Origin of the sequence: Blastomonas sp., assembly GCF_046294995.1 — a bacterium.
Taxonomy (GTDB): domain Bacteria; phylum Pseudomonadota; class Alphaproteobacteria; order Sphingomonadales; family Sphingomonadaceae; genus Blastomonas.
Map to the genome: position 1 here is coordinate 108,426 of NZ_JBKBOG010000001.1, position 26,542 is coordinate 134,967.

The following is a 26,542-nucleotide window of genomic DNA, read 5'->3' on the forward strand; positions in this document are numbered from 1 at the left end:
CCTATCGCCGCGCGCGTGGTCAGGGCAACGCAAAAACGCGTCAGTCGCCGCGGGCTTTTGCCAGCCGCGATGCCAAAGGCGCCGACACGATCAGCTGCAACTGGTGATAGAGCAGGGCCGGCAGGATCACGAGCCCCGCCTGCGGCCCGGCAAACAGGATCGCCGCCAGCGGCGCGCCGGTGGCGATGCTCTTGTGCGATCCGGCAAACAGCAGGCTGATCCGGTCGGCGCGGGGCAGCGACAGCACCCCACCCAGCGCCCAGGCCGCCAGCATCGCCGCCGCGAGCATGCCGGCGATGATCGCAGCGAGCACGCCGAGCACGCCCCAGCCCAGCGCCTGCATCTGGCCGTCAGCGACCGCGGAACTGAACGCGACATAGACCGCCAGCGCGATCGCGGTCCGATCCAGCAAAGTGAGCAGCGACTTGTGCCGCCCGGCCCATTTGCCCAGCCAGCCCTGCGCCAGCTGGCCGAGCGCGAACGGCAGCAGCAGGATCGCCACGATCCGCAGCACCGTGTCGCCGCTGATCGCGGCGCCGCCGCTGGCACCGATGATCACCGCGACCAGCAGCGGGGTCATGAAGATGCCCGCCAGGTTGAGCAACGCCGATGCCATCACCGATGCTGCGATATTGCCGCCCGCGAGCGAGGAATAGCTGATCGCCGATTGCACCGTGGAAGGCAGCATGCCCAGGAACAGCACCCCGATGACCAGTCCTTGCGGCAGCGTTTCGCCCGTGAGCCTTGCCGCGCCGATGGCGAACAGCGGCATCAACGCGAAGACGAAGGCGAACATCACCCCCTGCAGCCGCCAGTTGCGCATCGCCACCACCACCTCGGCGCGCGGCAGGCGCAGTCCGTGGAGAAAGAACAGCAGGAAGATCGCGATCGAAACCCCATAGCCGGCGTAGACCGCCGCCGGGCCGCGCACCGGAAGCAACGCCGCTGCCGCCACGGTCAGCAGCAAAACCAGCACGAAACGGTCGGGGATCAGACGGGAAAGAATGGACATCTGTGTCCCCCTGCTATTTTTCCTCACTCGGCGCAACGGCTTGCTTGGCAGCGTTGCCGGTGCAACACAGGCGCGAAGGTGCAACAGGGGCAGATCGATGGACTGGCAGGCGATCAAGGCGCGGATCGAGGCGGCGGTGGAGCCGCATATCGGATCGGGCACGGTGGCCGATTACATCCCCGCGCTCGCCCGGGTCGATCCGCGCAAGTTCGGCATGGCGATCGTGCTGGGCAACGGCGAGATGATCACGCTGGGCGACAGCCACGAGGCGTTCTCGATCCAGTCGATCTCGAAGGTGTTCACGCTCTCCATGGCGTTGCGGCGATATGGCGAGGATGTATGGAGCAGGGTCGGGCGCGAACCCTCGGGCAGTGCGTTCAATTCCATCGTCCAGCTGGAAAACGAAAAGGGCGTGCCGCGCAACCCGCTGATCAACGCGGGCGCGATCGCGGTGACCGATATGCTGGTTGCCGCCAGCAACCGCGATGCGATGATCGAGGAGTTGCTCGCGCGGTTTCATCGCCTGTCGGGAGATGACACCATCGGCATCGACGAAGAGGTGGCGCAGTCTGAATCGGCAACGGGATCACGCAACCGTGCACTCGCCCATTTCATGGCGGCGTTCGGCAACATGGCCAATCCGGTGGAAGACGCGCTCCACGCCTATTTTCGCCAGTGCGCGGTGCGGATGAGCTGTCGCCAGCTGGCGCGCGCGGCGCTGTTCCTGGCGTTCGACGGCTGCGACCCGATCAACCGCGAGCAGCTGGTTTCGCGCGAATACTGCCGCCGGATCAACGCGGTGATGATGAGCTGCGGGCATTACGACAACAGCGGCGATTTCGCCTATCGCATCGGCCTGCCAGGCAAGAGCGGCGTCGGCGGCGGCATCCTGTGCATCGCCCCGGGCCACGGCGCGATCGCGGTCTGGTCGCCGGGCCTCAACGCGTCGGGCACATCGATGGTCGGCGCGATTGCGCTCGAGGAGCTGGTCGAAGCGACGGGGTGGAGTGTGTTCGGGTAAAAATCAAAACCACAGACATCGATTTGGCGATTACTGGTCTTCCACCATTTAGAAATAATTCTATGGCAATGTTGGGGCATGAACGCGGTCACGCCAATCTTGCCGGATCTATTGGTACGTCAGCCTTGCGATGCTCTGACAACATGGCACCACTATCGTAGCCAAATCTTGGAACATGTTGCCACATCCGAGTTTGCAGTGACTGAAACCCTGAGTTTGATGTCTGTGGCCGCACTTGATGGCTCTGCCATAAAGATCAAGCCTACGCTGCATGCGAGATTTGAGCAGTTGTTTGGTTTGCTCGGCCCCGAAGGCCCGCGTGCCAAGAAGGGTAAGGCAATCCTGGTACCGCTGAAGGCGGTTCAGGACCGGATCGAACTCCGAAACCTGCTCTGCCACGGCCAAACGATGCTCTATACGCATAGCAAAGGCAGCTGGATTGCTAGGATCAGGATGATGACCGTAAGCAAGGGGCATGCGATTCTGAAGGATGAGCTTTTGACCGAAGAAGCGGTTGCAGAAGCGTTGCAGGATTTGAAGCTCCAGTCAAAGATGCTTGTTGCCCGGCTCGGTCAGTTCCAGAAAAACCTGACGTCAACGCCTTCCGTCACCCCATCCGCACCGGTGGCGCAGGGGTCTCGCTGAACCTCGGCGCTGGCGCCGGCTGCACGATCCCGTCCACCTCGACGAACGTGCCGCGCTGCTTGTTGTGCGGGTGCTCGGGGGCTTCGGTCAGGCTCAGCACCGGGGCGAAGCAGATGTCGGTGTGTTCCATGATGGCGCACCATTCGTCGCGGGTCTTGGTCAGGAAAAGCGCGGTAAGCTTGTCCTTGAGCGGACCCCATTGGCGCGGGTCCATCTGCGCGTCGAACGCCGGATCCGTCAGGCCCGCCTTCTCGCGCAGCAATGCATAGAATTGCGGCTCGATCGATCCGATCGAGATGTACTTGCCATCGGCGCAAGCATAGGTGTCATAGAAATGCGCGCCGGTATCGAGCAGGTTGACCCCGCGTTCGTCGCGCCATTGGCCGTTGGCGAGGAAGGTGTAGGTCATCGCCGACAGCACCGCGGCGCCATCGGTCATCGCGCAATCGATCACCTGGCCCTTGCCGGTGCTGCGTGCAGACAGGATTCCCGCCAGCATGCCGAATGCCATCATCATGCCGCCGCCGCCAAAATCGCCCACCGCGTTGACCGGTGGTGTCGGCTTTTCACCCGCACGGCCATAGCTGTGCAGCGCGCCTGACAGTGCGATATAGTTGATGTCGTGCCCGGCGAGCGGCGCATAGGGCCCGGTCTGGCCCCAGCCGGTCATCCGCCCGTAAACCAAAGCCGGATTGTCGGCGAGCAGCACGTCAGGGCCAATACCCAGCCGCTCCATCACGCCGGGACGGAAGCCCTCTATCAAGCCATCGGCACTGCGCACGAGGTCACGCACCCGGGCAATGCCTTCGGGGCTCTTGAGATCGACCGCGATGATCTCGCGGTTGCGGTTGAGGATGTCGCGGTTGCCGGCATCGCCCACCGTCGAGCGGCCGGTTGCACGCTCGACGCGAACGACTCGGGCGCCGTGATCGGCCAGCATCATCGCTGCAAACGGTCCAGGACCGATGCCCGCCAGCTCGATAATGGTAACTCCCGACAGCGCTCCGGCCATGTCCACACCCGTTTAATTAATCGATTAAAGCGTACCACGCTAAACCACGGTGTCGGTATTGCAAGGAGGAAATCAAGCGCGGCGCTGCTGCACCGCCGCAGCGATATGACCGCTGGCGCCCGCAACTTCACCTTACCGTAACGTCAGGTCGATGCTGCACTGCAATATCGAAAGAAAGCGCGGATTCCTGCCGGTCACGCAAACATGCAAAAATAACATCCACGCATTAAAAAATTGCAATTCTGCACGGCCTGTGACAATTTTCTGACTGTTCCTTGCATCGCCTGAAGAGCGGTGGGGGACAAAAAGCAAGATAGACACTTTGCTTGTGGGAGAAGAGGATGCGCACTTTGTGGAAGCCCGTTATGGGCTTGCTTTGCACTGTCTCAATGACATCGATGGCTCAGGCACAGGACGCCCAGGACAGGGAGGCACCTGAACGTGAAGTCATCATCGTTACCGCGACGTTGCGCGCGGCCGATGTTCAGGACATTCCGATCGCGGTGACCGCGGTCAGCCCCGAGCAACTTGACCGGCAGAACGTCCAGGACATCAAGGCGCTGACATCGATCTCGCCAAGCTTCAACGTCCAGTCGTCGCAGACCGAAAGCCAGGGCACCTCGATCCGCATTCGCGGTGTCGGCACGACCGGCAACAATACCGGGCTTGAAAGCTCGGTCGGCGTGTTTATCGATGGGGTTTACCAGTCGCGACCCGGCATCGCTCTGGGCGATCTGCTGGATCTGGAACGGCTTGAAATTCTGCGCGGCCCGCAGGGCACGCTGTTCGGTCGCAACACTTCGGCAGGCGCGCTCAACCTCACCACCAATCGCCCCAATCTCACCAAGGTCGAGGCATTCGGCAACTTCACCTACGGGAATTTCGATTTCTTCAACGTGCAGGCCGGGGTCAGCGTTCCGCTGATCAGCGATCAACTCGGCCTGCGGCTGTCGGGCGCCTATCGCAAGCGCGACGGCTATCTCAAGAGCGTCGGCGTTCCGGGGGCCGAAAGCGGCAACCGCGATCGCTACGTCATCCGTGGCCAGCTGCTGTGGGAGCCTTCGCCCGATATCAGCATCCGCCTGATCGGCGACTATGCCAAGGCCAACGAGAACTGCTGCGATGCCGTGATCGTTCGCGAAACCGAGCTGCAGCCGTTCTTCGCCTTCCATGGCCTTGCCAATGATGGCGTCGCGGCCTTTGGCCAGTCGGCTCTGGAAAACCGCCAGACCAACAGCCAGCAGTTCCTCAACAACACCGAGCAATATGGTTTTTCAGGTGAGCTGAAATGGGATCTCGGTCCTGCACAGATGACCTATATCGGCTCGTTCCGCCATTTCGAGGCGGAATCGGCGCAGGAATCGGATTTTACCAGCCTCAACATCTTCAGCACCGGGCGCGGATCGACCTCGGCACCGGGCTTCCCGCGCACCGGCGGCCCGATCGAAACCATGACGCACGAGCTGCGCTTCCAGGGCAGCGCCTTCAACGACGCGCTCGATTTCCTGGTGGGTGTCTATTACTCGGACGAGAAGATCGACGAGGTCCAGTCGATGACGCTGGGCACCGATTATCAGCGGGCGGTCAGCGCGGGCAATTTCGGCAATGTCGCCGGGGTCAATCCGCTGTTCGCGCTCACCGCGCTGGGCAATGGCGGGGTACCGGTCAACGCGGCGGGCAACTTTGCGGTCAATCGCTTCCAGCAGAACGCCGAAAGCTTCTCGATCTTCACCCACAACGTGATCAACATCACCGACAACTTCAGTCTCACGCTGGGTGCACGCTATGTCGATGAAAAGAAGCGCGGCAGCTTCGATCAGCTTGCGGCGAATTCGCCCGCCTGCCAGGCGATCACCAATGGCGTGATCACTGGCGCCATTCCCGCCGCGTTGCAGGCCGGCGCCCTTGGCCTGACATGCTTCCCGTTTGCGACCTCGGTTGGCCTTACCGTCCCCGGCACCGGCGGCACGGTGCTTGCCAGCTCGATCCCGGGCCTGCCGTTGCCGCGCGAGTTCAACGAGGTCTTCAAGGATGATGAGCTGACCTATACCGCGCAGCTTGCCTACAACAGCAACAACGGCTTCCTGGCTTATGCGGGCTTCAGCCGCGGCTTCAAGTCGGGCGGCTTCAACCTCGACCCGGCGGCAGCGGCCAACGGCAACGATCCGCGCTTCAATTCGGAAAAAGTCGATGCCTATGAGGCAGGCATCAAGACCGAGTTCGCCAATGGCCGCATCCGTGCCAATCTGGCGCTGTTCCACATGGACATGACCGATTTCCAGGTGCTCGAGTTCACCGGGGTCCAGTTCCAGACCTTCAACGTCGCCTCGGCCAAATCGACCGGTGCGGAGCTTGAGATGTTCGGCCAGTTCGATTCGGGTATCTCGGTCAATCTGGCCGTGACCTATGCCAACGCGCGCTACCCTGACAATTGCGCGGTGGGCGTTGTCGGCAACGCTGCGACGCTGGCGACGGTCCGCAGCCTGTGCGGGGCGGAGCTGACCAATGCGCCCAAGCTGACCGGTGTCGCAGGCATCACCTATGACAACCAGATCACCGATTCCGGATGGAAGATGCTGGCCAACTTCAACATCAACTATTCGGATGACCGTCGCACCAGCACCTCGCCGCTGGACACCAACGGGCTGCCCATTCCGCTCGACATCCAGCAAAGCTATTTCAAGATGAACGCGCGGCTTGGGTTCACCACACCCGATGACCGTTTCACGTTCGAGCTGTGGGGTACCAACCTCAACGACGAGATCACCCGCGGGATCACCGCCAACACCCCGCTGCGGGGCACGGCGGGCACCCGGTCGCGGATCGGCTTTGTCGAAGAGCCGCGGATGTACGGCATCACGCTGCGTGCGAAGTATTGATTTGAGGAATTGATGGGGGACACTGGCTGAAGGCAAACCCGCAAGGGTGCAACCTTCTGCCGGTGTACATCAGTGACCTGGGGCGATTCCGCTAAGCGGGATCGCCCCTTTTTTTTGGTGGCGACGACAGCGCGGTCACTGGTTGCCGAAAGCATCCGCGATCGAACAGGCAGCCGGGCCCAGAATGACGACGAACAGCGTCGGCAGGATGAACAGGATCAGCGGTACGGTCATGATCGCGGGCAGGCGGGCAGCCTTTTCCTCGGCGCGCATCATGCGCTCGTTGCGGAATTCGGCCGAGAGCACGCGCAGCGCCGATGCCAGCGGCGTGCCGTATTTTTCGGTCTGGATCATGGTGGTCACCACCCCGCGCACCGAATCGAGCGCAACGCGATAGGACAGGTTCTCGAACGCCTGGCGCCGCTCGGTGAGGAAGGCGAGCTCGATCGCGGTCAGCGCGAATTCATCGCCCAGCTCAGGGTACGCGCGGCCCAGTTCCTTGGCGACGCGATTGAACGCGGCATCGACGGTCAAGCCCGCTTCGGCGCAGATCACCAGCAGGTCGAGCGCATCGGGCAGACCCTTGCGGATGGCATCGGTGCGCTTGGTGATCATGTTCTGGACGAAGAGATCGGGCGCCTTGTAGCTGAGCAGCAGGATGGTCGCGAACAGGCCGAACTTCTTGAACGGAGTCCAGTCGGGCACCAACACGCCGAACGCATAGATCAGCAACGCGGCACCGCCACCCAGCACGATGGGCAGCACCATCCGCCCGAAGATGATCGCGACGGCCACGTCCTTTGACCGGATGCCCGCCTGGGCCAGCTTCTGCTGCGCCGCCTTGAGCTGTTCGTCCTGCAGCACGCGCAGCGATTGCAGCGTGCTGCGCATCTTGTCGGTGGTGTCGCTCTTGTGGACGATGCTGGTGCGCTTCTTGGCCGTGGACGCGGTGATCCCGGCCTTGAGCTGCTCGCGACGTTCGTTGAGCGCCTTGACCCTTTTGGTCATGGGGTCGCGCACGGTCGTTGCGGCGTAGATGGCGACAATGACCGCCATCGTCGCCACCGCTGCCAGCAGCGTTGCGACGAAGATCACGTCGATCCCCATCAGGGTAGGATTGGCTGCGTCAGGCACGGCTTTCTCTTCCCCCGATCAAATTTCGAAACTGACCATCTTGGCCATGATGAACACGCCGATGCCCATCCACACCAGTCCGCCCAGCCCTGCGATCATCAGCCGGTCCTCGGTGAAGAAGCCGACGAGATACTCCGGATTCACCCACCAGATCATGATGAACACCAGGAACGGCAGCGAGCCCACGATATAGGCCGATGCCTTGGATTCGGACGACAGCGCGCGAATCTTGAGCTTCATCTGCGCGCGCGAGCGCAACACCGCCCCCAGGTTGGACAGCGTCTCGGCAAGGTTGCCGCCAGTTTCACGCTGGATCGCCAAGGTGATGCAGAAGAAGTTGAACTCCGGCGTCTGCAGCCTGTTGGCGCTTTCCTGCAACGCATCTTCCATCGACCGGCCAATCTTGATGCGCTCGGTCACGAGCTTGAATTCCTCGCCGACGGGCCCCGGGATCTCCTTGGCGACGACCTGCAGTGTCTCGGTAACCGGCAGGCCCGAACGCAGGCCGCGCACCAGCAGATCGATCGCATCGGGAAAATGCTGGGTGAATTTGTTGAGGCGGCGCTTGATGAAGTGGCCGACGACCATGTGCGGCAGGCCAAAGCCCAGCGCCGATCCGATGAACAGGCTCATCATCAGTTGGCCCGAGCGGAAGTAGACCGCCATCGCGACGAAAAGCCCCAGCCCCAGCACGACCTGGACAAACTGCCGGACGGTCCACTGCTTGCCGGTCATCGCCAGCCTTCTGCCCAGCATCTGAACCTTGGTGAGGTTCTCGCTCGTCTGGTTGAAACGCGGTTTGCGGTTGGCGATGGCCTTGCGCATTTGCGCCTCGACCTTGGCGCTGGTGTTTTCGCTGTGGCGCTCGCGCACGGTGAGAATGCGACGCTGCAATTCCTTGCGCGACGATGGCCCGGCGAACGCCATCGTCACCAGTGCGAGCACGGTCAACAGGCCACCGGCCAACAGCAATGTCTGCACCATATCCATGCGCGTTCCGTCCGCATTGTGGGGCCGCTGCTTCGCAACACGAGGCAGCGGCGCCGATTATTTCCTGCCGGGCTTGCTCGGCAGCAGAGACTTGAAATCGCTGAACTTTCCGAGCAGCGACTTCTTCGCTCCCCCGGCGTCCTTTTCGGTAGCGCTCTCTTCCTCGGCCAAGCCCAGGCATCGGTCGGTCAGCGCCTTCATGACCGCGCCTGCCTTGGTCGATTTTCCGGCCTCGCAGAAGGGCTGGCCCAATTTGGCGGCCTGCGCCGCAGTCTTGGGGTCGGAAGGGATCAGGAAATCGATCTTGCGCTCGATCGTGGTCTCGAAATCGGCCCGGCTGATTTCCAGCGCCGCAGGTTGCACCTTGTTGGCGACCACCAGAACGCGCGCCGTCGGCGCATTGCTCTTGAGCCATGCCAGCAAACGGATCGCGTCGCGCGCCGATGCCAGCGTCAGTTCGGTGACCAGCACCGCGATGTTGGTTTCCGCGACAAGGTGCGGATAATCGATCAGCATCTGGCGCGGCAGATCGACCACCGTGTTCTCGAATGCGTAGCGGAACTCTTCCTGCAGCTGGAAGAAGGCTGTGCCGTCGGTGATCAACGGAGAGCTGATCGGGGCTTCGGCCGAGAGGATCGAGAGCTTGTCGTTGGCCTTGATCATCGCGCGTTCGATGAACAATCCGTCGATCCGGCTGGGATTGTCGATCGCGTCGGTCAGGCCGCGGCCCGGTTCAAGGTCCATGGTCAGCGCGCCGGTCCCGAAATGCAGGTCGAGATCGAGCAATGCGGTTGCCTGGCCGGCATTCTTGCTGAGCTGCCATGCGAGCGAGGTGGCAACGGTCGATGCACCGACCCCGCCGCGCGCGCCGATCACCATGATGCCGACATGCGTGCGCTCGGCGGCGGCTTCGCCGGGCTTGGGCGCATTCAACATCGCCTGCGCCTGCAGGATGGTATCGCGGACGTGATCGGGGCTCACCGGCTTGAGCAGATAGTCATGCAGGCCGCTGGAGATGAGATCGCGGTACAGGCGCACATCGTTGACCTGGCCCATCGCGATGACCACGGTACCCGGCTCGCACACTTCGGCCAGCGCGTTGATATCGTTGAGCGGATCACCCGATTCGGAAAGATCCACGAGCAGGATGTTGGGGCTGGCGGTGATCGACAGCGACTGCACTGCGTTGCGCAGCCCGCCCTTGTTGCACTTTTCCGGCGGCCAACCCATGTTGATCGCCATGGCGCGAACGATGTCCAGCGTCGGCTCGTCGCAGATATAGGCGGCAAACTGGTCACGGCTGGCGGCCATGCCGGGCTTCCAAGGGGCGTTCATTACGATCCTCCCTGCTGAGTCGTGCCTTCTTTGAGGCCCTGGGCGCCGGTGGGCGGGGCCTCGCGATATTGCTTGATGGCAGCGTCCGACCGCTGGGTGGCCACGACACCGCTGCCCGGCTCGCCGCGCACCAGATCGTTCTTGTTGGCGACCATCGCTGCCGTGTTGGAATTGACCGCGCAGCCGTAGTTGCTGCTGGTGGCGTTGCGATAGTTCATCTCAAGCTTGGTCTGCCAGTCGGGGCATCCCGGGACGCTGGCGACCGCGCGGGTCACGACAACCCGAACCGTACCGGGGGCGATCATGCCGGTGGTGACCGGGGCGACGTCGTTGACCAGCAGGCCGTGGCGCGATGCAGCCGCTTCCACCGAAGATTTGACGACGACATTGCGTCCGGCCGGATCATCGATCGCAACCCGGTCGCCATAGCCCAGATCCATCGCCTGGAACCACTCGGCAAGCCGCCGCTGTTCCTGCGCGGGCAGCGCTCCGCCCTGCGCGTTGAGATCAAGCGTATAGTTGTTCTGCGAAACGATCGGCTGGTGGACGCTTTCGAGCGACCGGTTGCTGGCCATGTTGCCGCAGCCGGACAATGTTAGGATGGCGGCTGCTGCGATGGCTGCATGATAAGCGCGCATTGAAATTCTCCTCGAGAGCGGTCGCTGGCCTTAGTCGAACGAAAAGCCGGGGGTGGCAGCGGCTAGATCGCCGCTCTTGCCGCTGGTCCGGTTTGCACCCTTGGCCGATTTGGCATCGCGCTGGGGCTTGGCGGGGGACGAGGGCAGGGCACGCGGCTGGCTGCCCAGCGCACCGAACTCAGGCGCGCCGCCGCCACCACCGCCCTCGGGTGGGGCAACGCTCGGCTTGGGCCGATCGCCGCCGCTGATGCCGTCGGACTGCTGGTGGTTGATCAGCCGCTGCGCCTCATCGGGTGTCTGGAAGGCATCGGTGGGCAGCTTGATGTCGTTGGCGTTGACCGGCTTGACCAGATACGGGGTGACCACGATCACCAGTTCGGTCTCGCCCTTGCGGAAGTTGGTCGACTTGAACAGGTTGCCCAGCACCGGCACGTCGCCAAGACCCGGTGCCTTGTCGACCAGGTTCTGCGAATTGTTGCTCAGCAGCCCGGCGATCATGAAGCTCTCGCCCGATCCCAGCTCCACCGTGGTTTCCGCGCGGCGGATGGTGAGCGCAGGGACCTGGAAGCCGTTGAGCGTCACCGATCCTGCCGAGGACAGCTCGGACACTTCGGGGCGCACGCGCATCGAAATTCGTCCGTTGGCGAGCACCGTCGGCGTATAGGCCAGGCTGACGCCGAAGTTCTTGTATTCGATGGTCGTGGTGCCGAGGCCCTGGTTGATCGGGATCGGGAATTCGCCGCCCGCCAGGAAGTCGGCGGTTTCACCCGAAAGCGCGGTCAGGTTGGGCTGCGACAGCGTGGTCACGAGACCGACCTGCTCGGCCAGATCGAAGGCGCTGGCAATATCGACGCCGAACAGTCGCCCAGCTGCCTGGATGGCGGTCTTGCCGTCAATGACGTTCGAAAAGCCGGTGGTGGTGCCGCCGGTGACGAACTGGCCGGTGGCGGGGTTGAACGGCAGCGACAGCGTGCCCGCAGGCAAGCCGAACTGGCTGGAGGCATCGATCCTCGGCAGCGTCGTGACATCCAGCGTGTTGCCGATCGATGCAAAGTTGCGGCTGGCGCGCGATACGCCGAACTGGAAGCCGCCGGTCAGATCGCGGGTCAGCAGGTTGGCGCCGATTTCCTTGACCAGCGAGCGGCTGACTTCGGCGATGCGCACCTGCAGGTTGACCTGCATCGGGGTTGCCGTCTGCAGGCGGCTGATGACCTTGACATTATCGCCGACGAACGCCTGCACAAGCCGCTCGGCCTCGGCGCTGTCCACCGGCGCACCCACGGTGCCGGTGAGCAGGACCACGCCGTTGAGCGTGCTGACGCGCACCTTCGCATCGGGCATCGCCAGGGTCAGCATCTGATCGACCGAGTCGAGATTGGACCCCACCCGCACCGTGGCGGAATAGACCACCTGGCCGGCAGCGTTGCTCGCGTACAGCGTGGTTTCGCCACCGGCCTTGCCGAAGACATAGAGCTGCTTGGCAGACTTCACCTGGACATCCGCGACGCTGGTGTCGGCGACGAACAGGTCGGACATCGTTCCGGGAAGCTGGATCAGCTGACCGCGTCCGATCGAGAGCACCAGCGTTTCGACCGGGCGCTGGGTGGCGGACTGGGCGTTGGCGGGGGTTTCGAACCACGGCGCGACACCGCCGAGCGATCCTGCCACCGCGACCACGCCGCTCAGCAGTGCGCCCTTGAGGATATTGGAAAAACGCATGGTCATTTCCCTCCGACCGGAACAACGGTCACTTCATTTCCACGCGAGACCCTGACGACCGGGCCACGGGGCACGGCGGGCGCATCGACGCTCATTGTGGGCGAACCGGCGGGCATGGGCTGGCCGGAATAATCGGGTTGGCGGCTGCCGCTGGCGGTCTGCGGCGGAACGCTGCGACGCTGGAACCGCGATACGTCGCCGCCGGTGACATAGGTCACGTCAGTATCGACAGGGCGGGTGGCCAGGGCCTTGAGAATCTTGTTTTCGGTCTTGCGATCGGTGCCTTCGGGCAACTGGATGTCGCCTGCGGCCATCGAGCGTTCGAGTTCGGCCTCGTTGTCGGCGATCGAGCGCAGCGACAGGCTGAGCGTACCGATGGTCTGCGCCACCGCAATCTTCTCGGCGAGCTTGGGCGTGGCTTCGACGGTCACGGTGCTGAAGGCGATGACCTCGGTCTTGCCCTCGGCGTTCTCTGCATCGACGCGCTGGTCGGTGGCCAGGACGCGCAGGTTGCGAATGATCGTTTCGGATGCCTTGAGCGAAGGACCTTCGGCGCCCTCGACCGACTGGGTCAGGACGAGATCGACCCGGTCACCGGGAAACACGAAGCCGGCAACACCGGTGCGGGCCGAAACAGGCACCGTGACGGCGCGCATGCCAGGGCCAAGTGCCGCAGCCAGAAAGCCGCGATCGCCTGGCTTGACCAGCGATCCCTGCGTGACCGGCTGACCGGCGGTGATCGCGTTGCGCACCACGGTGCCCAGCAGCGTTTCAACCTTGGCGCCGTCTTCCAGGAAATAGGCATTGTCCACCAGCTTGGCAGGCCATGGCTGGAAGGCGACGCTGTCTGGCGTGATGATGGTGCCGACGGGCAGCGAGCGATTCGCGACCAGCACACGCGGGCCGTTGGGCTCCGCTTGAACTGCTGCCGCGACTTCCGGTGCTGCCGAGCCGGTGAAAAGGCTCCGGGCCAGGAATGCCGTGCAGAGCGCGATCATCAGCGCTCCTACCAGCAGGATGACTTTCCGTTTATCCATGACGTTGATGGCCCCCAAAGTCCTTCAGAATGCCGTTGTTTTCAGGCAAAATGGTTAAAAAACCGTTCGCCAACGGGCCAGAGCGCCGCAATCGCGATCGCAACGCCGTATGGCACCTCGGGTTGGCCGAGTTTCCGGCGCATCTTGTGCTCGGCGACAACGATGACGGTCAGCACCGCGCCGACCAGCGACATCACAATCGCGACCTGCGCCATCACCTGCCAGGGGAACCACAAGGCGAGCGCGCCGAGCAGCTTGACATCGCCGCCGCCCATCGCGCCCAGCGCGAACATCATGGCAAAAAACAGGAACACGCCCGCGCCCAGCGCCAGCTGCACGGCCACGTCGGGCCACAGCGACAGCCCGCACGCCCACCAGAACACCGGCGCGGTGAGTGCGATCGCGACGTTCAGCCAGTCCTCGATCTCGCGCCGGACAATATCGGTGTACGCTGCATGCAACAGCGCGATTGCCAACGTGGCCAGCAGACCGTAGACCAAAATGCTGTTTTCCATGGGGCAGGCGTATAGCGACGATGACTTACCAAAAAGTAACCATTGATCGCCGCGCAATCCCGGCAGATGCGGTCGAAAGCAGCTGGCTGGCTGCCGATGGCTGGCGGCTGCGGCGGATCGACATGATGGCGCACGGGGCGTCGCGCGGATCGATCCTGTTCATGCCCGGACGCGGCGACATCTACGAGAAATACCTTGAGACCCTGGCGCACTGGCAGGCGCAAGGGTGGAACGTCACCTCCGCCGACTGGCGCGGACAGGGCGGCAGCGGCCGGATGTCGCAGCACCAATATGTCGGGCATATCGAGGATTTCGCCCACTGGATCGACGATATCGCGGGCTTCTGGGATGCATGGGCGGCATCGCGGCCCGGACCGCACGTCGTGGTCGGCCACTCGATGGGCGGGCATCTGGTTGCGCGCGCAATCCAGGAAAAGCGCATCGACCCCGATGCCGCCGTGCTCAGCGCGCCGATGCTGGGACTCAAGGGGCTGGGGCTGCCGATGTCCTTCGGCCATCTGGTCACCCGTGTCATGGGCAGCCTGGGCGCGCCCGAGCGCCCGGCCTGGAAGGTCAGCGAAAAGCCTGCCTCGCCGCTGGCGATCCGCCAGACGCTGCTGACGCACGACAACGACCGGTATGCCGATGAGCTGTGGTGGTGGGGCGAGCGGCCCGAACTGGTGATGGGTCCGGCGAGCTGGCGCTGGGTCGAGCGCGCGTATGAATCGAACATCCGGTTGAATGCGCCGGGGCAATGGGAGGCGATTTCTATCCCGATGCTGCTGATCGGCACCAGCGCGGACCAGCTGGTCGACAACAAGGCGACGCTCGCTGCAGCGGCGCGCATTCCCGGGGCCGAACTGCTCGCCTTCGGACGCGAAGCGCGGCACGAGGTGCTGCGCGAGATCGATCCCATCCGCGACAAGGTCCTCCAGACGATCGATGATTTCCTGGCGCGCAAGGTCGCTGCCGTGGCGACCGAAAGGGTCGGAGCCGCCCTCTGATGCCCGATTACGACGTTGTCATCATCGGCGCCGGGATCGCCGGCGCAAGCCTCGCTGCGGAAATCGCGCCGCATTGCCGGGTGCTGATCGCCGAGGCAGAGGACCGTCCCGGCTATCATTCCACCGGGCGTTCCGCGGCATTCTGGGCGGAAAGCTATGGTGGTCCGCAGGTGCAGCCCTTGACCACGGCATCGGGACCGTGGCTGCAATCGCCGCCACCGGGCTTTGGCGACCGCAGCTTCCTGGCCCCGCGCGGATCGCTGACGCTGGCACGCGCGGACGAGCTGCACCTGCTCGATGCGTTCGAGGCGGATTTCGAAGGTTCGGGCGTGCGCATGGAGCGCTGGGAACGTGCGGGCCTGGAAGCGATGCTGCCCGGGCTGTCGCCCGATATCGTCGCAGGGACATACGAACCCGATTGCAGGGACATCGATGTCGGCGGGCTGCACCAGGCCTATCTGGCGGTCGCGCGCCGGGCAGGCGCCGCGATTGCGCTGCGTTCGCCGCTGCTGCAGGCCAGCCACGGGGCGGAGGGATGGACGCTGATGCTCGGCACCCAGCAGGTCACCGCCGCAAGGCTGGTCAATGCTGCAGGCGCCTGGGCCGATGCCGTCGCGGTGCGATCGGGTGCCCGCGCGCTGGGCGTGCAGCCGTTCCGCCGCACCGTGATCCAGCTTCGCACCGCGCCTGCTGCATCGCCCGATCTGCCGCTGACCCTGGGCGTGCGCGGCGACTATTACTTCAAGCCCGAGGGCGGGCGGCTGTGGCTGAGCCCGCACGACGAAACGCCCGAAGACCCCTCAGACACCGCGCCCGACGAGCTGGACATGGCGATCGCCATCGACCGGTTTTCTCAGGTGGTCGACTGGAAAATCGAGGCGGTCGAGCATCGCTGGGCCGGCCAGCGCAGCTTTGCCCCCGATCGGTTGCCGCTGATCGGATTTGCCGCGGATAGCCCCGATTTCTTCTGGTTTGCAGGGCAAGGCGGCTTCGGTATCCAGACCGCGCCCGCAGCCGCGAAGCTGGCAGCGGCGATCCTGCTGGGGATAACGCCGGATGCGATGCTGCGCGGCGTCGATGCGCAGTTGTACGATCCTGCCCGGCTGATCTGAGGACCTCTGGCTCGAGGTTAATTTTCGATATAGTCTCGGCTCCGGTTTGCAGGAGGCGAGTCGATGGCGCACAGTTTCGAAATCTACAAGGACAAGGCCGGCGAGTTCAGGGTCCGGTTCAAGTACAATGCCGAGGTGATGTTCTCGACCGAGGGCTATGCCAGCAAGGCCTCGGCGAAAAACGCCATCGAATCGATCAAGAAAAACGGCCCCGACGCGCCGGTCGAAGACAACAGCTGATCGAACCTGGTCCCTTCTTCGTCATTCCCGCGAAAGCGGGAATCCCGCTTAGAGCAACGGCCGCGCAGAAGCGGGACCCCTGCGTGCGCGGGGGTGACGACGATCCTTGTTCGAATTGCTTCCCGGCCAACGCGTTTTCACCGGCCCACCGCCAGCGCCGCGGCGCACGCAAGTTCGTCTGCGCGGTCGTTTTCGGGGTGCCCGGAGTGGCCCTTGACCCAGCGCCAGTCGATCTGGTGGCGGGCGACCGCACCGATCAGCTCGTGCCACAGATCGGCGTTGCGCACCGGCTTTTTCGAAGCGGTCTTCCATCCGTTGCGCTGCCAGCCGTCGACCCATTTGGTGATGCCGTCCTTCACATAGGTGCTGTCGGTATACAGGATCACGTTGCACGGCTCGATCAGCGTGTCGAGCGCGCGGATCGCCGCCATCATTTCCATCCGGTTGTTGGTCGTGTCCTTCTCGCCGCCCGAAAGCTCTTTCTCGTGCTTGCCATAGCGGATGATGGCCCCCCAGCCACCGGGACCGGGGTTGCCCTTGCAGGCGCCATCCGTGAAGATTTCGACCGTTTTCATAACCGTTCAACCATCGTCTTGCCTGTTCCGGCCTGTTCAGCATCAATGTCGCCGTGTTCCCGATCAGGCAAACAGGTCGGCGTTCGCCCGGTCCGCATAGAACATCAGCCGCCGGGCAAACGCCATCGGATCCTTGCGGGTAACCAGGGCGTCGGACGGCGTGTTGATCCAGTCATACGCGCGGCTCAACGTAAAACGCAACGCTGCGCCGCGTGCCAATATGGGAAGCGCCGCTTGTTCCGCCGCTGTCAGCTGCAGCCGGTCGCGATATCCCTTGAGCAGGGCGGCCGACAGGCCCGCGTCGAAATTGCGACCGTCGCCGTCGAAGCACCATGCGCTGTGGGTGATCGCCAGATCATAGGCGCGGGCATCGGTGCACGAAAAATAGAAGTCGATCAGGCCGCTGACCTCGTCGCCGAGCATCAGCACGTTGTCGGGGAACAGATCGGCGTGGATCACCGATTGCGGCAGGTCACCGGGCCAATGCGCCTGCAGGAAATCGAGCTCATTCGTCACAATGCGCTCGAGCGCGGGATCGATCTGCTGCCATTGCCCGGCACAGCGTTCGGCCAGATCGTACCAGGCGGACAACCCCATGCTGTTGGGGCGCGATCCGGCAAAATCCGCGACCGCCTTGTGCAGCTGCGCCAGCGCCGTACCTGCAGCCAGTGCCTGCGCCGGACTGGGGGTGCTCAGCGATATGCCTTCGAGAAACTCGATCAGGCACGCACGGCGCCCGGCCAGGTCCTTGATCTGTACGCCTTGCCTGTCGGCGATCGCACGCGGCACGCGGCATCCCCGATCCGCGAGATGATCGAGCAGCGCCATGAAAAATGGCAGGTCGGCAGGGTCGACCCGCTTTTCGTACAGCGTCAGGATGAAGCGGTGGCCATCGCTGCCGCCGCGGGTTTCGACCAGGAAGTTGCTGTTCTCGACCCCTTCGGCGATGCCCTTGAAGCTGATCAGTTCGCCGGTGTCATAAGCGTCGAGAAACCGCGCCATCATCTCGGCGCTGACATGGGTATAGACGGCCATCAGGCGGCATCGGCCTCGGAAAGCGCGCGCGGCAGCTTGAAGGTGATGCGTTCGTCGACGGTCTTGATGCGCTCTTCGCTCACCTCGAAATGCCGCCCGAGCAGGTCGACGACCTCGCGCACCAGGATTTCGGGTGCCGATGCACCCGCGGTGAGGCCCAGGGTCTGCACGCCGTCGAACCAGCGCAGTTCGATTTCCTGCGCGCGCTGGATCAGGATGGCACGGGTGCCTTCGCGCTCGGCGACCTCGACCAGACGCAGCGAGTTCGAGCTGTTGGGGGCGCCGATGACCAGCACCAGATCGCAATCGTCGGTCATCACCTTGACCGCCGCCTGGCGGTTGGAGGTGGCGTAGCAGATGTCCTCGCCCTTGGGCCCGACGATCCCGGGGAAGCGCTGGTGCAATGCGGCGACGATCTCTGCGGTATCATCGACCGACAGCGTCGTCTGGGTGAGAAACGACAGCTTGGTTTCGTCAGCGAATTCGAGCCGTGCGACGTCTTCGACGGTTTCGACCAGGGTCATGTGGCCAGGTTCGACCTGGCCGAAGGTGCCGATCACCTCGGGGTGGCCCCTGTGGCCGACGAAGATGATATGGCGCCCGGCCTCGACCTGGCGCTCGGCCTGGCGGTGGACCTTGGAAACCAGCGGGCAGGTGGCGTCGAGATAATTGAGACCGCGCTCGGCGGCCTTGTGCGGTACCGATTTGGGCACGCCGTGCGCGGAAAACACCACCGGAACGCCATCGGGTACCTCGTCGAGCTCCTCGACGAAGACCGCGCCCTTGGACTTGAGGCTGTCGACCACGAACTTGTTGTGGACGATCTCGTGCCGGACATAGACCGGCGCGCCGTATTTGTGCAGCGACAGCTCGACGATCTCGATCGCGCGATCGACGCCGGCGCAAAAGCCGCGTGGCGAGGCGATCTTGATCAGCAGCGGCGGCTTGACCGCGGGAACGTCGGCTGCGGGTTGGGGGGTGGCGGTTTCTGTCATGTTCAGATTGGCTTTCGTAATTCTGCATCCGTCTTAGGCGAAGCGGGGCACGGTGTGAAGCATGTCCCTGCCGCAAAGGGCTTGCCGCACCCTGGCCCAGGAGTTCGGCGCCAAAATCTGGTCGTTGCGCTGAAACCCAACGGCAGATAAGGAGCGATGCACTGTGGCCTTGAAGGATTTTTGCTTGAACATGCCCATTCTGCCCATGAAATCGCCCCCCAAGGCATCTGTATTGGCCGTTCTGGGGTCGGGGCTTGCGCTGCTCGGCCTGTCGGCGTGTGCGGAGAAGAACCAATTGGTGGTCGATTCCGGCGTCGGGGTCACATCCACCCTGACCGCCTGCCCCAACACCGCCGTCGCTGCGCATACCGGCGATGTCACCATCTTCAACCCCGCCAACAGCCGCGATGCCAGCGCGATCGACGTGGTGGCGACGATCACCAACGTCCGCCCGGCCTGCGATGAGACCGGCGCGGAAATCTATGCGACCGCAGCGTTCGACGTGCTCGGCCGGCGCAGTGACAACCGCGGCCAGCGCACTGTGACCTTGCCCTATTTCTCCACCGTCATGCGCGGTGGCAACACCGTGGTCGCCAAGCGGGTGGGATCGGTGACACTGAACTTCGCCGATGGGTCGTATCGCGCCGAAGCCAAGGCATCGGGCGCGGGTTATATCAGCAAGGAGGCAGCGACGCTGCCCCAGGACATTCGCGATCGGATCACCCGCAGGCGCAAATCGGGCGATCCCGATGCCGCGATCGACCCGCTGTCGGTCCCCGAAGTGCGCACCGCACTGCTCCAGACCAGCTTCGAGCTGCTGATCGGTTTCCAGCTGACTGCGGACCAGCTGCAGTACAACGCGACGCGATGAGGTATGCGTAAGTCCTCTCCCCTTCAGGGGAGAGGATACATGGTCTTGGCAGCTTGCTGACTTGACCATGTTGGAGAGGGGAACCCCGCCTGATCGATGCCATAGCGTCGAGACGCGAGCCCCTCTCCGACTGCGACTAGGCCTGCAAGCAGGCCAAGTCTCGTTTTCCTCTCCCCTGAAGGGGAGAGGGCTTTGAATGACAAGGCCCACCCATGACACTCTACCCCCGTTTCACCCAGCACCTGCACACCGCGCTCGACGCGCTTGAGGCGAGCGGCACGCTGCCTGTCGGGCTTGGTCGCGGCGCGCTGACGGTCGAGCCGCCGCGTGACCCGTCGCATGGCGACCTTGCGACCAACGCCGCGATGGTGCTCGCCAAGCCTGCGGGCACCAATCCGCGCGCGCTGGCCGAGGCGATTACTGCAGAGCTGCGCAAGGTCGAGGAAATCACCGCGGTCGACATCGCCGGGCCTGGGTTTCTCAACCTGCGCCTCGCATCGTCCGCCTGGATCGAAGAGCTGCGCTCGATCGCCGAGATGGGTTCCGATTACGGCCGTTCGGAGCTGGGCAAGGGCACGACGGTGAACATCGAATACGTCTCCGCCAACCCCACTGGGCCGATGCACATGGGCCATTGCCGCGGCGCGGTGGTGGGCGATGCGCTCGCGACTTTGCTGGAATATTCGGGCCATAAGGTGATCCGCGAATATTACGTCAACGATGCCGGCAGCCAGGTCGATACGTTGGCCCGGTCGGTGCACCTGCGCTATCGCGAAGCGCTGGGCGAGGCAGTCGAGATCCCCGAGGGGCTGTATCCCGGCGACTATCTGATCCCGGTCGGCCAGCGCCTGGCGGCAGAGTTCGGCGAGCGCTATCTGGGCGCGCCTGAAGCCGACTGGCTGCAATTGTTCCGCACCCGCGCCGTGGCCGACATGATGGACATGATCCGCGCCGATCTGGCGCTGCTGGGCATTCATCACGACCTGTTTTCGTCCGAAGCCGCCGTGCTGGCAGCGGGCAAGCCCGAGGCCGCCGAAGCCGAACTGCGCGCGCGTGACCTGGTCTATGATGGCGTGCTCGAAGCGCCCAAGGGCAAGGCGATCGAGGATTGGGAGCCGGTGATGCTCCCGTTGTTCCGTTCGACCCGGTTCGGGGATGATCAGGATCGGCCGATCCGCAAGTCGGACGGCAGTTGGACCTATTTCGGCATCGACCTCGCTTATCATTTCCAGAAGCTGCAGACCGCCGATGCGCTGATCGATATCTGGGGGGCCGACCACGCCGGGACGGTCAAGCGGATCAAGGCGGCGGTCGCTGCGCTGACCAACGGCACCGGCACGTTCGACGTCAAGCTGGTGCAGATGGTGAAGCTGCTGCGCGATGGCGAGCCGGTCAAGATGTCGAAACGGTCGGGCAGCTTCGTCACGATCGCCGATATGGTCGAGGAAGTCGGCAAGGATGCCGTGCGGTTCACGATGCTGACCCGCAAGGCCGATGCGCAGATGGACTTCGATTTCGCCAAGGTTGTCGAGGCATCGCGGGATAACCCGGTGTTCTATGTGCAATATGCGCACGCGCGGATCCATTCGATCATGCGCAAGGCGGAAGGCGAGGGGCTGGCCCCGTCGGCAGAGCATCTCGATCTGCTGGGCACCGAGGAGCACGCGCTGATCGCCTTGGCGGCGCAGTTTCCGCGGATCGTCGAATCGGCGGCATCGAGCCGCGAGCCGCACCGGATCGCGTTCTACCTGGGCGATCTGGCCGCCGCTTTCCATGCGTTCTTCAACCTCGGCAACGATCGGCCCGACAAGCGTATCGTTATGACCCATGATGCCCAGACCAGCGGCGCGAGGCTTTTCATGGCTCAAAATATCGGGCAAGTGATCGCCAATGGTCTGGCGCTGATGGCGGTGGAGGCGGCTACCCAGATGTAGCCTCTCGCCGCGCTGGGACCGGCAAGGCCGCAATGGCATGTCTGATGGGGCGACAAGAATGAACAATCGGCTGGATGATGGCATGGACGGTGATCCGAGGGATCAGCCTTTGGGGCTGGATGCCGATGACGATCGGCTGCCCTGGCTGGAATCGGCTGATGACGCGCCGTCGAGCGATGGCTCGGCCGGCAAGATCATGGGGTTCGTCCTGCTCGGGCTGGTCGGGTTGTCGATCGTGCTGGCGGCGATTTACTGGATCGGCGGCAACGGCGGTGCGCCCGACGGCGATGGCAGCCTGATTGCCGCGCCGCAGGGCGATTACAAGGTGCGCCCCAAGGACAAGCAGGAGCAGAAGGTCGAGGGCACGGGCGATACCAGCTTTGCCGTCAGCCAGGGCCAGCAGCCGCAGGGCCAGCTGGCCGATGCCGCTGGCGCGCCGCCGCCCCCCGGCAGCGCGTTGGTGCAGTTGGGTGCGTACACCGACGAATCCAGCGCGCTTGCCGGATGGTCGACGCTGAGTCAGCGGCATGCGGTGCTGGGCGGGCTCAACCGCCGGATCGTCGAGGCGACCGTCGATGGCGGCACCGTGTTCCGCCTGAGCGCGGTGCTCGACAGTCCTGCCAGCGCGGCATCGGTGTGCGACCAGCTCAAGAAAGCTGGGCAAAACTGCCTGGTGGTGCGTTGATTTCACCGCCGGTATTGGCGACACTGCGCGCATGAAACCCGTAATTTTCGGCCTGGCCGGTCTGTCGATCACGCCCGACGAGCGCGCCTTCTTCAAGGACAGCGTTCCTGCAGGCTATATCCTGTTCGGACGCAACATCGAAAGCCGCGACCAGCTGCGCGCGCTGACCGACGATCTGCGGGCGTTGCATGGCGATGACCGGCTGCCGATCCTGATCGATCAGGAGGGCGGACGGGTGAGCCGCATGAAGCCACCGCAATGGCTGTCCTTCCCCCCCGGCGCCGCGTTCGACCGGTTGTACGATGTCGCGCCCGCAAGCGCGATCGAGGCCGCGCGGATCAACGCCGAGGCGCTGGCGCTCGATCTGGCCGAGGTCGGCATCACCGTCGATTGCCTGCCCCTGCTCGATGTCGCGATTCCCGGCGGTACGCCCGCGATCGGCGACCGCGCGCTGGGGCAGGAGCCGCTGCGGGTCGCAGCCCTGGGCCGGGCGGTGCTCGACGGGCTCAAGCGCGGCGGCGTGCTGGGCACGATCAAGCACATGCCCGGCCATGGCCGGGCAATGGTCGACAGCCATATGGAACTGCCCCGCGTCACCGCCAGCGACGAAGAGCTCGAGCAGGACATCGCCCCGTTTCATGCGTTGAACACGGCCGCGATCGGCATGACCGGGCACATATTGTTCGAGGCGTGGGACACCGAACGCTGCGCCACGCTGTCACCGACGATCATCGATCAGATCATCCGCCAGCGGATCGGTTTCGACGGGCTGCTGCTCAGCGACGATCTCGACATGAAGGCGCTGGCCGGCGAGGTGCCCGATCGCGCCGCGCGTGCTGTCGCTGCGGGCTGCGACATCGCGCTCAATTGCTGGGGCCGGATGGACGAGATGGTCGGCATCGCAGGCGTGCTGCCCGATATTTCGGATGCCTCGCGCGCCCGGCTCGACCGCGCCCGTGCCGCGATCAATCCGGCAAGGGACTGGTCGCGTCAGGCGGAGCTGATCGCCAAGCGCGACGCGTTGCTGGCGCTGGCCTGACGGACGCGTGAGCGCGCAGGACATCACGATCGCCCCACCGGATGGCGATTACCTGTTTTTCAGCGAGCCGGTGCCTGCCGCCACCGCCGCAGCAGAGGCGCTGCTGATCGATGTCGATGGCTGGGAAGGTCCGCTCGATCTGCTGCTCGATCTGGCGCGGCGGCAGAAGGTCGATCTGCGGCAAATCTCGATCCTCGATCTCACCAACCAGTATCTCGGCTTCATCGAAAGCGCGACCAGCCTGAAGCTTGAGCTGGCGGCGGACTATCTGGTGATGGCCGCCTGGCTCGCATACCTCAAGTCCGCGCTGCTGCTGCCCGGCGACCCCGAGGTCGAGCCTTCGCCCGAGGAACTCGCGCTGCGGTTGCAGCTCCGGCTGCAGCGGCTGGCGGCGATGCGCGAAGCGGCGGCAAGGCTGCTCGGGCGTGACCGGCTGGGCCGCGATGTCTTCGTCCATGGGCAGGGCGAGGGGCTGCGGCTGCTCACCAGAACGCGGCATGATTGCTCGCTGTTCGACCTGCTCACCGCTTATGGCCGGGTGAAGCAGCGCAGCGAGCCGGTGGTGCACATGGTCAAGTCGCGCCGGGTGATGACGCTGGAAGACGCGCTGGCGCGGCTGTCTTACATGCTGGGAACCGCGCTCGACTGGACCGATCTGCGTGCCTTTCTTCCCGAAGGCGCCCCTGCCGATCTCACCCGCTCGGCAACCGCCTCGACCTTTCTGGCGCTGCTCGAGCTGGCGCGGCAGGGCCGGGTGGAACTCGCGCAGGAAGAAGCGTTCGCGCCGCTGAAGGTGCGCCGGACACCGTGAGCGAGATCGATCCGGTCGTGCGCGCGGTCGAGGCGGCACTGTTTGCGGCGCATGACCCCCAAACGCTGGATGATCTTGCAGCACAGATCGGTGCGGACGCCGACATTGCCGGAGCGCTCGAGACGCTGCAGGCCGATTATGCGGGCCGCGGCGTCGAGCTGGTCGAGCGCGGCGGGCGCTGGCATTTCCAGACCGCGTCCGATCTGGCCTGGCTGCTGCGCCGCGAGACCGAACAGACCCGCAAGCTGTCGCGCGCGGCGACCGAGACATTGGCGATCATCGCCTATCACGAGCCGGTCAGCCGCGCCGAGATCGAGGCCATCCGCGGCGTACAGGTCAGCAAGGGTACCATCGACGTGCTGATGGAGGAGGGCTGGATCGCGCCTGCCGGACGCCGCGAAGCCCCGGGCAGGCCATTGATCTATGCGACCACGCCGGGCTTCCTCACCCATTTCGGCCTGACCAGCCGGCGCGACCTGCCGGGACTGGAGGATCTGCGCGCGGCGGGCCTGCTCGATCCGGTCGATCTGGCGCTCGAAGGGGCACTGGCGACCGATGACAAGGACGGCGATCCGGACGATGGGGCTGACGGTTCATCCGATGAATCGGATTCATTGCTGGAAAACAAAGGCGATCGGGCCTAGATAGCAAGCGACTTTCAGGAGATTTGCCATGGGATCGTTCTCCCTGATGCACTGGGTTATAGTGCTGATCATCATCGTCCTGCTGTTCGGCGGCGGACGGATTTCGTCGATCATGGGTGATGTCGCCAAGGGCATCAAGAGCTTCAAGAAGGGCATGGCCGAGGATGACGAGCCGGTGCAGCCCAAGCGCCCGGTCGCGCAGATCGAGGCTCCGCCGTCGCGCACCATCGATGGCACAGCAACCAAGGCCAACGAAGAGCGCAAGCCTGGCTGATCGCGGGCGACTTGCCCCGGCTGTGCCTGGCACCGCTGCCCGCACATTTGTGAAGGCGTGACCATGTCATGTTAGACATTGGATCGACCGAATTGTTGATGGTCATCATCGTGGCGATCGTCGTGATCGGCCCCAAGGACTTGCCGCGCGCGCTGTACAAGGTCGGTCAGGTCATCGGCAAGGCCAAGGGCATTGCCCGCCATTTCCGCACCGGGCTGGATTCGATGGTGCGCGAGGTCGAGCTCGAGGAAATGGAAAAGAAGTGGAAGGCGGACAACGAGCGGATCATGCGTGAGCACGCCTCGCCTGCGCTTGCTGCACCTGTTGCCGCCACGGCTTCCGCCGCCACCGCAGCAGCCACCGATTATGCTCCGACGATGCAGCCGCTGGCACCTCCAGCAGCCACGGCCGACGCGGCTGAAGGTTCGAATGCCGAAGCTGCTGCGCCTGCAGCGCCGGTGACGGAAGGCGAACGATGAGCGCCGCCGAAGACGAGATCGACGCCTCGCGCGCGCCATTGCTCGATCATCTGATCGAGCTTCGCCAGCGTCTGGTGCGTTGCGTCGTCGCGCTGTTGCTCGCATTCGCCGTCTGCTTTTATTTTTCCGAACACATTTTCGCGTTCCTTGTCGTGCCGCTCAAGGAAGCGTTTGGCGATGGCAACGGACGGCTCGTCTACACCAAATTGTACGAAGCGTTCTTCGTGCAGGTGAAGGTCGCGATTTTCGCGGCGTTTTGCGTGTCGTTCCCGATCATTGCCAACCAATTGTGGGCATTCGTCGCGCCGGGTCTCTACCGTCAGGAAAAGCGCGCGTTGCTGCCGTTCGTGCTGGCGACGCCGGTGCTATTCACCGCAGGCGCTGCGCTCGCATATTACATCGTGATGCCGACGGCCTTTCATTTCTTCCTGCAGTTCCAGGGGGAATCGGGTGGACTCGAGGTCGAGGCGCTGCCCAGCACCGATGCGTATCTGTCGCTGGTGATGCAGTTCATCCTGGCGTTCGGGATCAGCTTTCTGCTCCCGGTGCTGCTGATGCTGCTCAACCGCGCGGGCATCGTCTCGCGTGCGCAACTGATCAGCGTGCGGCGTTACATGATCGTCGCAGCCTTTGTCGCCGCCGCGATCCTGACCCCGCCCGATGTGGTCTCGCAGCTGATGCTCGCGATCCCGTTGGTGCTGTTGTACGAGATCAGCATCCTGGCGATCTGGTTCACCGACCGCAAGGCCGCCAAGGCCGCGCCGGTGGAAGCCGAAGAGCCCTTGCCCGAAGCGCAATCCGAGCCTGCGGAATAATCACTACCCTCGTCATTCCCGCGAACGCGGGAATCCCGCTATTGGGCGAAGAGTGAAAGAAAGCGGGACCCCCGCGTGCGCGGGGGTGACGA

The 26,542-nt window shown here is 64.0% G+C and carries 27 protein-coding genes; 15 read left to right on the forward strand and 12 right to left on the reverse strand.

Translation table 11 applies throughout. From position 1 onward, the window contains the following. Positions 1-40: 40 nt before the first annotated feature. Entirely contained in the window at positions 41-1,012 is a 972-nt protein-coding gene (locus ACK4R0_RS00485; protein ID WP_409668626.1) for a bile acid:sodium symporter family protein, read from the reverse strand. Positions 1,013-1,109: 97 nt separating this feature from the next. Here ACK4R0_RS00485 and ACK4R0_RS00490 point away from each other — a divergent pair, with 97 nt between their 5' ends. Together ACK4R0_RS00490 and ACK4R0_RS00495 are read left to right on the forward strand one after the other, a co-directional pair. After that, entirely contained in the window at positions 1,110-2,033 is a 924-nt protein-coding gene (locus ACK4R0_RS00490; protein ID WP_409668629.1) for a glutaminase, read from the forward strand. 78 nt (positions 2,034-2,111) lie between these two features. Then, entirely contained in the window at positions 2,112-2,678 is a 567-nt protein-coding gene (locus tag ACK4R0_RS00495) for a hypothetical protein (RefSeq protein ID WP_409668632.1), read from the forward strand. On the opposite strand, the gene ACK4R0_RS00500 is transcribed toward ACK4R0_RS00495, so the two are convergent. Continuing rightward, positions 2,641-3,690 (reverse strand): CaiB/BaiF CoA transferase family protein, encoded by a 1,050-nt coding sequence (locus ACK4R0_RS00500; protein WP_409668635.1) that lies wholly within the window; start codon positions 3,688-3,690, stop codon positions 2,641-2,643. The genes ACK4R0_RS00495 and ACK4R0_RS00500 overlap by 38 nt on opposite strands. Before the next feature lie 389 nt (positions 3,691-4,079). Here ACK4R0_RS00500 and ACK4R0_RS00505 point away from each other — a divergent pair, with 389 nt between their 5' ends. Beyond that, the gene (locus tag ACK4R0_RS00505) at positions 4,080-6,569 is read left to right on the forward strand and encodes a TonB-dependent receptor (protein ID WP_409668638.1); all 2,490 of its coding nucleotides are present in this window, start codon (positions 4,080-4,082) and stop codon (positions 6,567-6,569) included. A 135-nt stretch (positions 6,570-6,704) separates the two neighbouring features. On the opposite strand, the gene ACK4R0_RS00510 is transcribed toward ACK4R0_RS00505, so the two are convergent. The 7 genes from ACK4R0_RS00510 to ACK4R0_RS00540 are packed head-to-tail and all read right to left on the reverse strand — an operon-like array spanning position 6,705 to position 13,937. Beyond that, positions 6,705-7,676: a type II secretion system F family protein gene (locus tag ACK4R0_RS00510; protein WP_409670837.1), complete on the reverse strand. Its 972-nt coding sequence runs from the start codon at positions 7,674-7,676 to the stop codon at positions 6,705-6,707. Between the two features lie 45 nt (positions 7,677-7,721). Further along, positions 7,722-8,693 carry a type II secretion system F family protein gene (locus ACK4R0_RS00515; protein WP_409668641.1) on the reverse strand — a complete coding sequence of 324 codons (972 nt, stop codon included), beginning with the start codon at positions 8,691-8,693 and terminating at the stop codon, positions 7,722-7,724. 57 nt (positions 8,694-8,750) lie between these two features. Continuing rightward, the gene (locus ACK4R0_RS00520) at positions 8,751-10,028 is read right to left on the reverse strand and encodes a CpaE family protein (protein ID WP_409668642.1); all 1,278 of its coding nucleotides are present in this window, start codon (positions 10,026-10,028) and stop codon (positions 8,751-8,753) included. Beyond that, complete coding sequence (locus tag ACK4R0_RS00525; protein WP_409668644.1) at positions 10,028-10,666, reverse strand: CpaD family pilus assembly protein; 639 nt, start codon at positions 10,664-10,666, stop codon at positions 10,028-10,030. The genes ACK4R0_RS00520 and ACK4R0_RS00525 overlap by 1 nt, the downstream gene beginning before the upstream one ends. Positions 10,667-10,696: 30 nt before the next feature. Beyond that, complete coding sequence (locus ACK4R0_RS00530) at positions 10,697-12,391, reverse strand: type II and III secretion system protein family protein (protein WP_409668646.1); 1,695 nt, start codon at positions 12,389-12,391, stop codon at positions 10,697-10,699. Further along, positions 12,388-13,422 (reverse strand): Flp pilus assembly protein CpaB, encoded by a 1,035-nt coding sequence (cpaB, locus tag ACK4R0_RS00535; protein ID WP_409668648.1) that lies wholly within the window; start codon positions 13,420-13,422, stop codon positions 12,388-12,390. Before cpaB ends, ACK4R0_RS00530 begins: the two co-directional genes overlap by 4 nt. Positions 13,423-13,463: 41 nt before the next feature. After that, positions 13,464-13,937, reverse strand: a complete 474-nt coding sequence (locus ACK4R0_RS00540; protein WP_409668651.1) for a prepilin peptidase — start codon at positions 13,935-13,937, stop codon at positions 13,464-13,466. Between the two features lie 20 nt (positions 13,938-13,957). Between ACK4R0_RS00540 and ACK4R0_RS00545 the strand changes: the two genes are divergently transcribed. From ACK4R0_RS00545 to ACK4R0_RS00555, 3 genes are all read left to right on the forward strand, one after another. Continuing rightward, positions 13,958-14,941, forward strand: coding sequence for an alpha/beta fold hydrolase (locus ACK4R0_RS00545; protein ID WP_409668654.1), 984 nt, complete (start codon positions 13,958-13,960; stop codon positions 14,939-14,941). Next, the gene (locus tag ACK4R0_RS00550; protein WP_409668657.1) at positions 14,941-16,053 is read left to right on the forward strand and encodes an NAD(P)/FAD-dependent oxidoreductase; all 1,113 of its coding nucleotides are present in this window, start codon (positions 14,941-14,943) and stop codon (positions 16,051-16,053) included. The genes ACK4R0_RS00545 and ACK4R0_RS00550 overlap by 1 nt, the downstream gene beginning before the upstream one ends. A gap of 63 nt (positions 16,054-16,116) precedes the next feature. Then, complete coding sequence (locus tag ACK4R0_RS00555) at positions 16,117-16,293, forward strand: YegP family protein (RefSeq protein ID WP_409668659.1); 177 nt, start codon at positions 16,117-16,119, stop codon at positions 16,291-16,293. 137 nt (positions 16,294-16,430) lie between these two features. On the opposite strand, the gene rnhA is transcribed toward ACK4R0_RS00555, so the two are convergent. The 3 genes from rnhA to ispH all read right to left on the reverse strand — a co-directional run bounded on the left by rnhA (position 16,431) and on the right by ispH (position 18,898). Then, entirely contained in the window at positions 16,431-16,868 is a 438-nt protein-coding gene (gene rnhA, locus ACK4R0_RS00560; protein ID WP_409668662.1) for a ribonuclease HI, read from the reverse strand. 63 nt (positions 16,869-16,931) lie between these two features. Continuing rightward, positions 16,932-17,903 carry a homoserine kinase gene (gene thrB / locus ACK4R0_RS00565; RefSeq protein ID WP_409668664.1) on the reverse strand — a complete coding sequence of 324 codons (972 nt, stop codon included), beginning with the start codon at positions 17,901-17,903 and terminating at the stop codon, positions 16,932-16,934. Further along, on the reverse strand, positions 17,903-18,898 hold the full coding sequence (gene ispH / locus ACK4R0_RS00570; RefSeq protein ID WP_409668667.1) for a 4-hydroxy-3-methylbut-2-enyl diphosphate reductase: 996 nt from the start codon (positions 18,896-18,898) through the stop codon (positions 17,903-17,905). The genes thrB and ispH overlap by 1 nt, the downstream gene beginning before the upstream one ends. A 190-nt stretch (positions 18,899-19,088) precedes the next feature. Between ispH and ACK4R0_RS00575 the strand changes: the two genes are divergently transcribed. From ACK4R0_RS00575 to tatC, 9 genes are all read left to right on the forward strand, one after another. Then, a complete protein-coding gene (locus tag ACK4R0_RS00575; protein ID WP_409668670.1) occupies positions 19,089-19,769 on the forward strand; it encodes a hypothetical protein in 681 nt (226 codons plus the stop codon). 212 nt (positions 19,770-19,981) lie between these two features. Next, positions 19,982-21,703: an arginine--tRNA ligase gene (gene argS / locus ACK4R0_RS00580; RefSeq protein WP_409668673.1), complete on the forward strand. Its 1,722-nt coding sequence runs from the start codon at positions 19,982-19,984 to the stop codon at positions 21,701-21,703. 58 nt (positions 21,704-21,761) lie between these two features. Beyond that, positions 21,762-22,388 carry an SPOR domain-containing protein gene (locus tag ACK4R0_RS00585; protein WP_409668675.1) on the forward strand — a complete coding sequence of 209 codons (627 nt, stop codon included), beginning with the start codon at positions 21,762-21,764 and terminating at the stop codon, positions 22,386-22,388. Between the two features lie 31 nt (positions 22,389-22,419). Next, positions 22,420-23,427, forward strand: a complete 1,008-nt coding sequence (gene nagZ / locus ACK4R0_RS00590) for a beta-N-acetylhexosaminidase (RefSeq protein ID WP_409668678.1) — start codon at positions 22,420-22,422, stop codon at positions 23,425-23,427. Positions 23,428-23,479: 52 nt separating this feature from the next. Further along, a complete protein-coding gene (locus tag ACK4R0_RS00595; protein WP_409670840.1) occupies positions 23,480-24,238 on the forward strand; it encodes a segregation and condensation protein A in 759 nt (252 codons plus the stop codon). Continuing rightward, entirely contained in the window at positions 24,235-24,882 is a 648-nt protein-coding gene (gene scpB / locus ACK4R0_RS00600; protein WP_409668681.1) for an SMC-Scp complex subunit ScpB, read from the forward strand. Before ACK4R0_RS00595 ends, scpB begins: the two co-directional genes overlap by 4 nt. Before the next feature lie 28 nt (positions 24,883-24,910). Next, positions 24,911-25,156 carry a twin-arginine translocase TatA/TatE family subunit gene (locus tag ACK4R0_RS00605; protein WP_409668684.1) on the forward strand — a complete coding sequence of 82 codons (246 nt, stop codon included), beginning with the start codon at positions 24,911-24,913 and terminating at the stop codon, positions 25,154-25,156. A 68-nt stretch (positions 25,157-25,224) separates the two neighbouring features. Then, positions 25,225-25,635 carry a Sec-independent protein translocase protein TatB gene (gene tatB / locus ACK4R0_RS00610; RefSeq protein WP_409668687.1) on the forward strand — a complete coding sequence of 137 codons (411 nt, stop codon included), beginning with the start codon at positions 25,225-25,227 and terminating at the stop codon, positions 25,633-25,635. Continuing rightward, entirely contained in the window at positions 25,632-26,450 is an 819-nt protein-coding gene (gene tatC / locus ACK4R0_RS00615; protein WP_409668689.1) for a twin-arginine translocase subunit TatC, read from the forward strand. The genes tatB and tatC overlap by 4 nt, the downstream gene beginning before the upstream one ends. Positions 26,451-26,542: the final 92 nt, after the last annotated feature.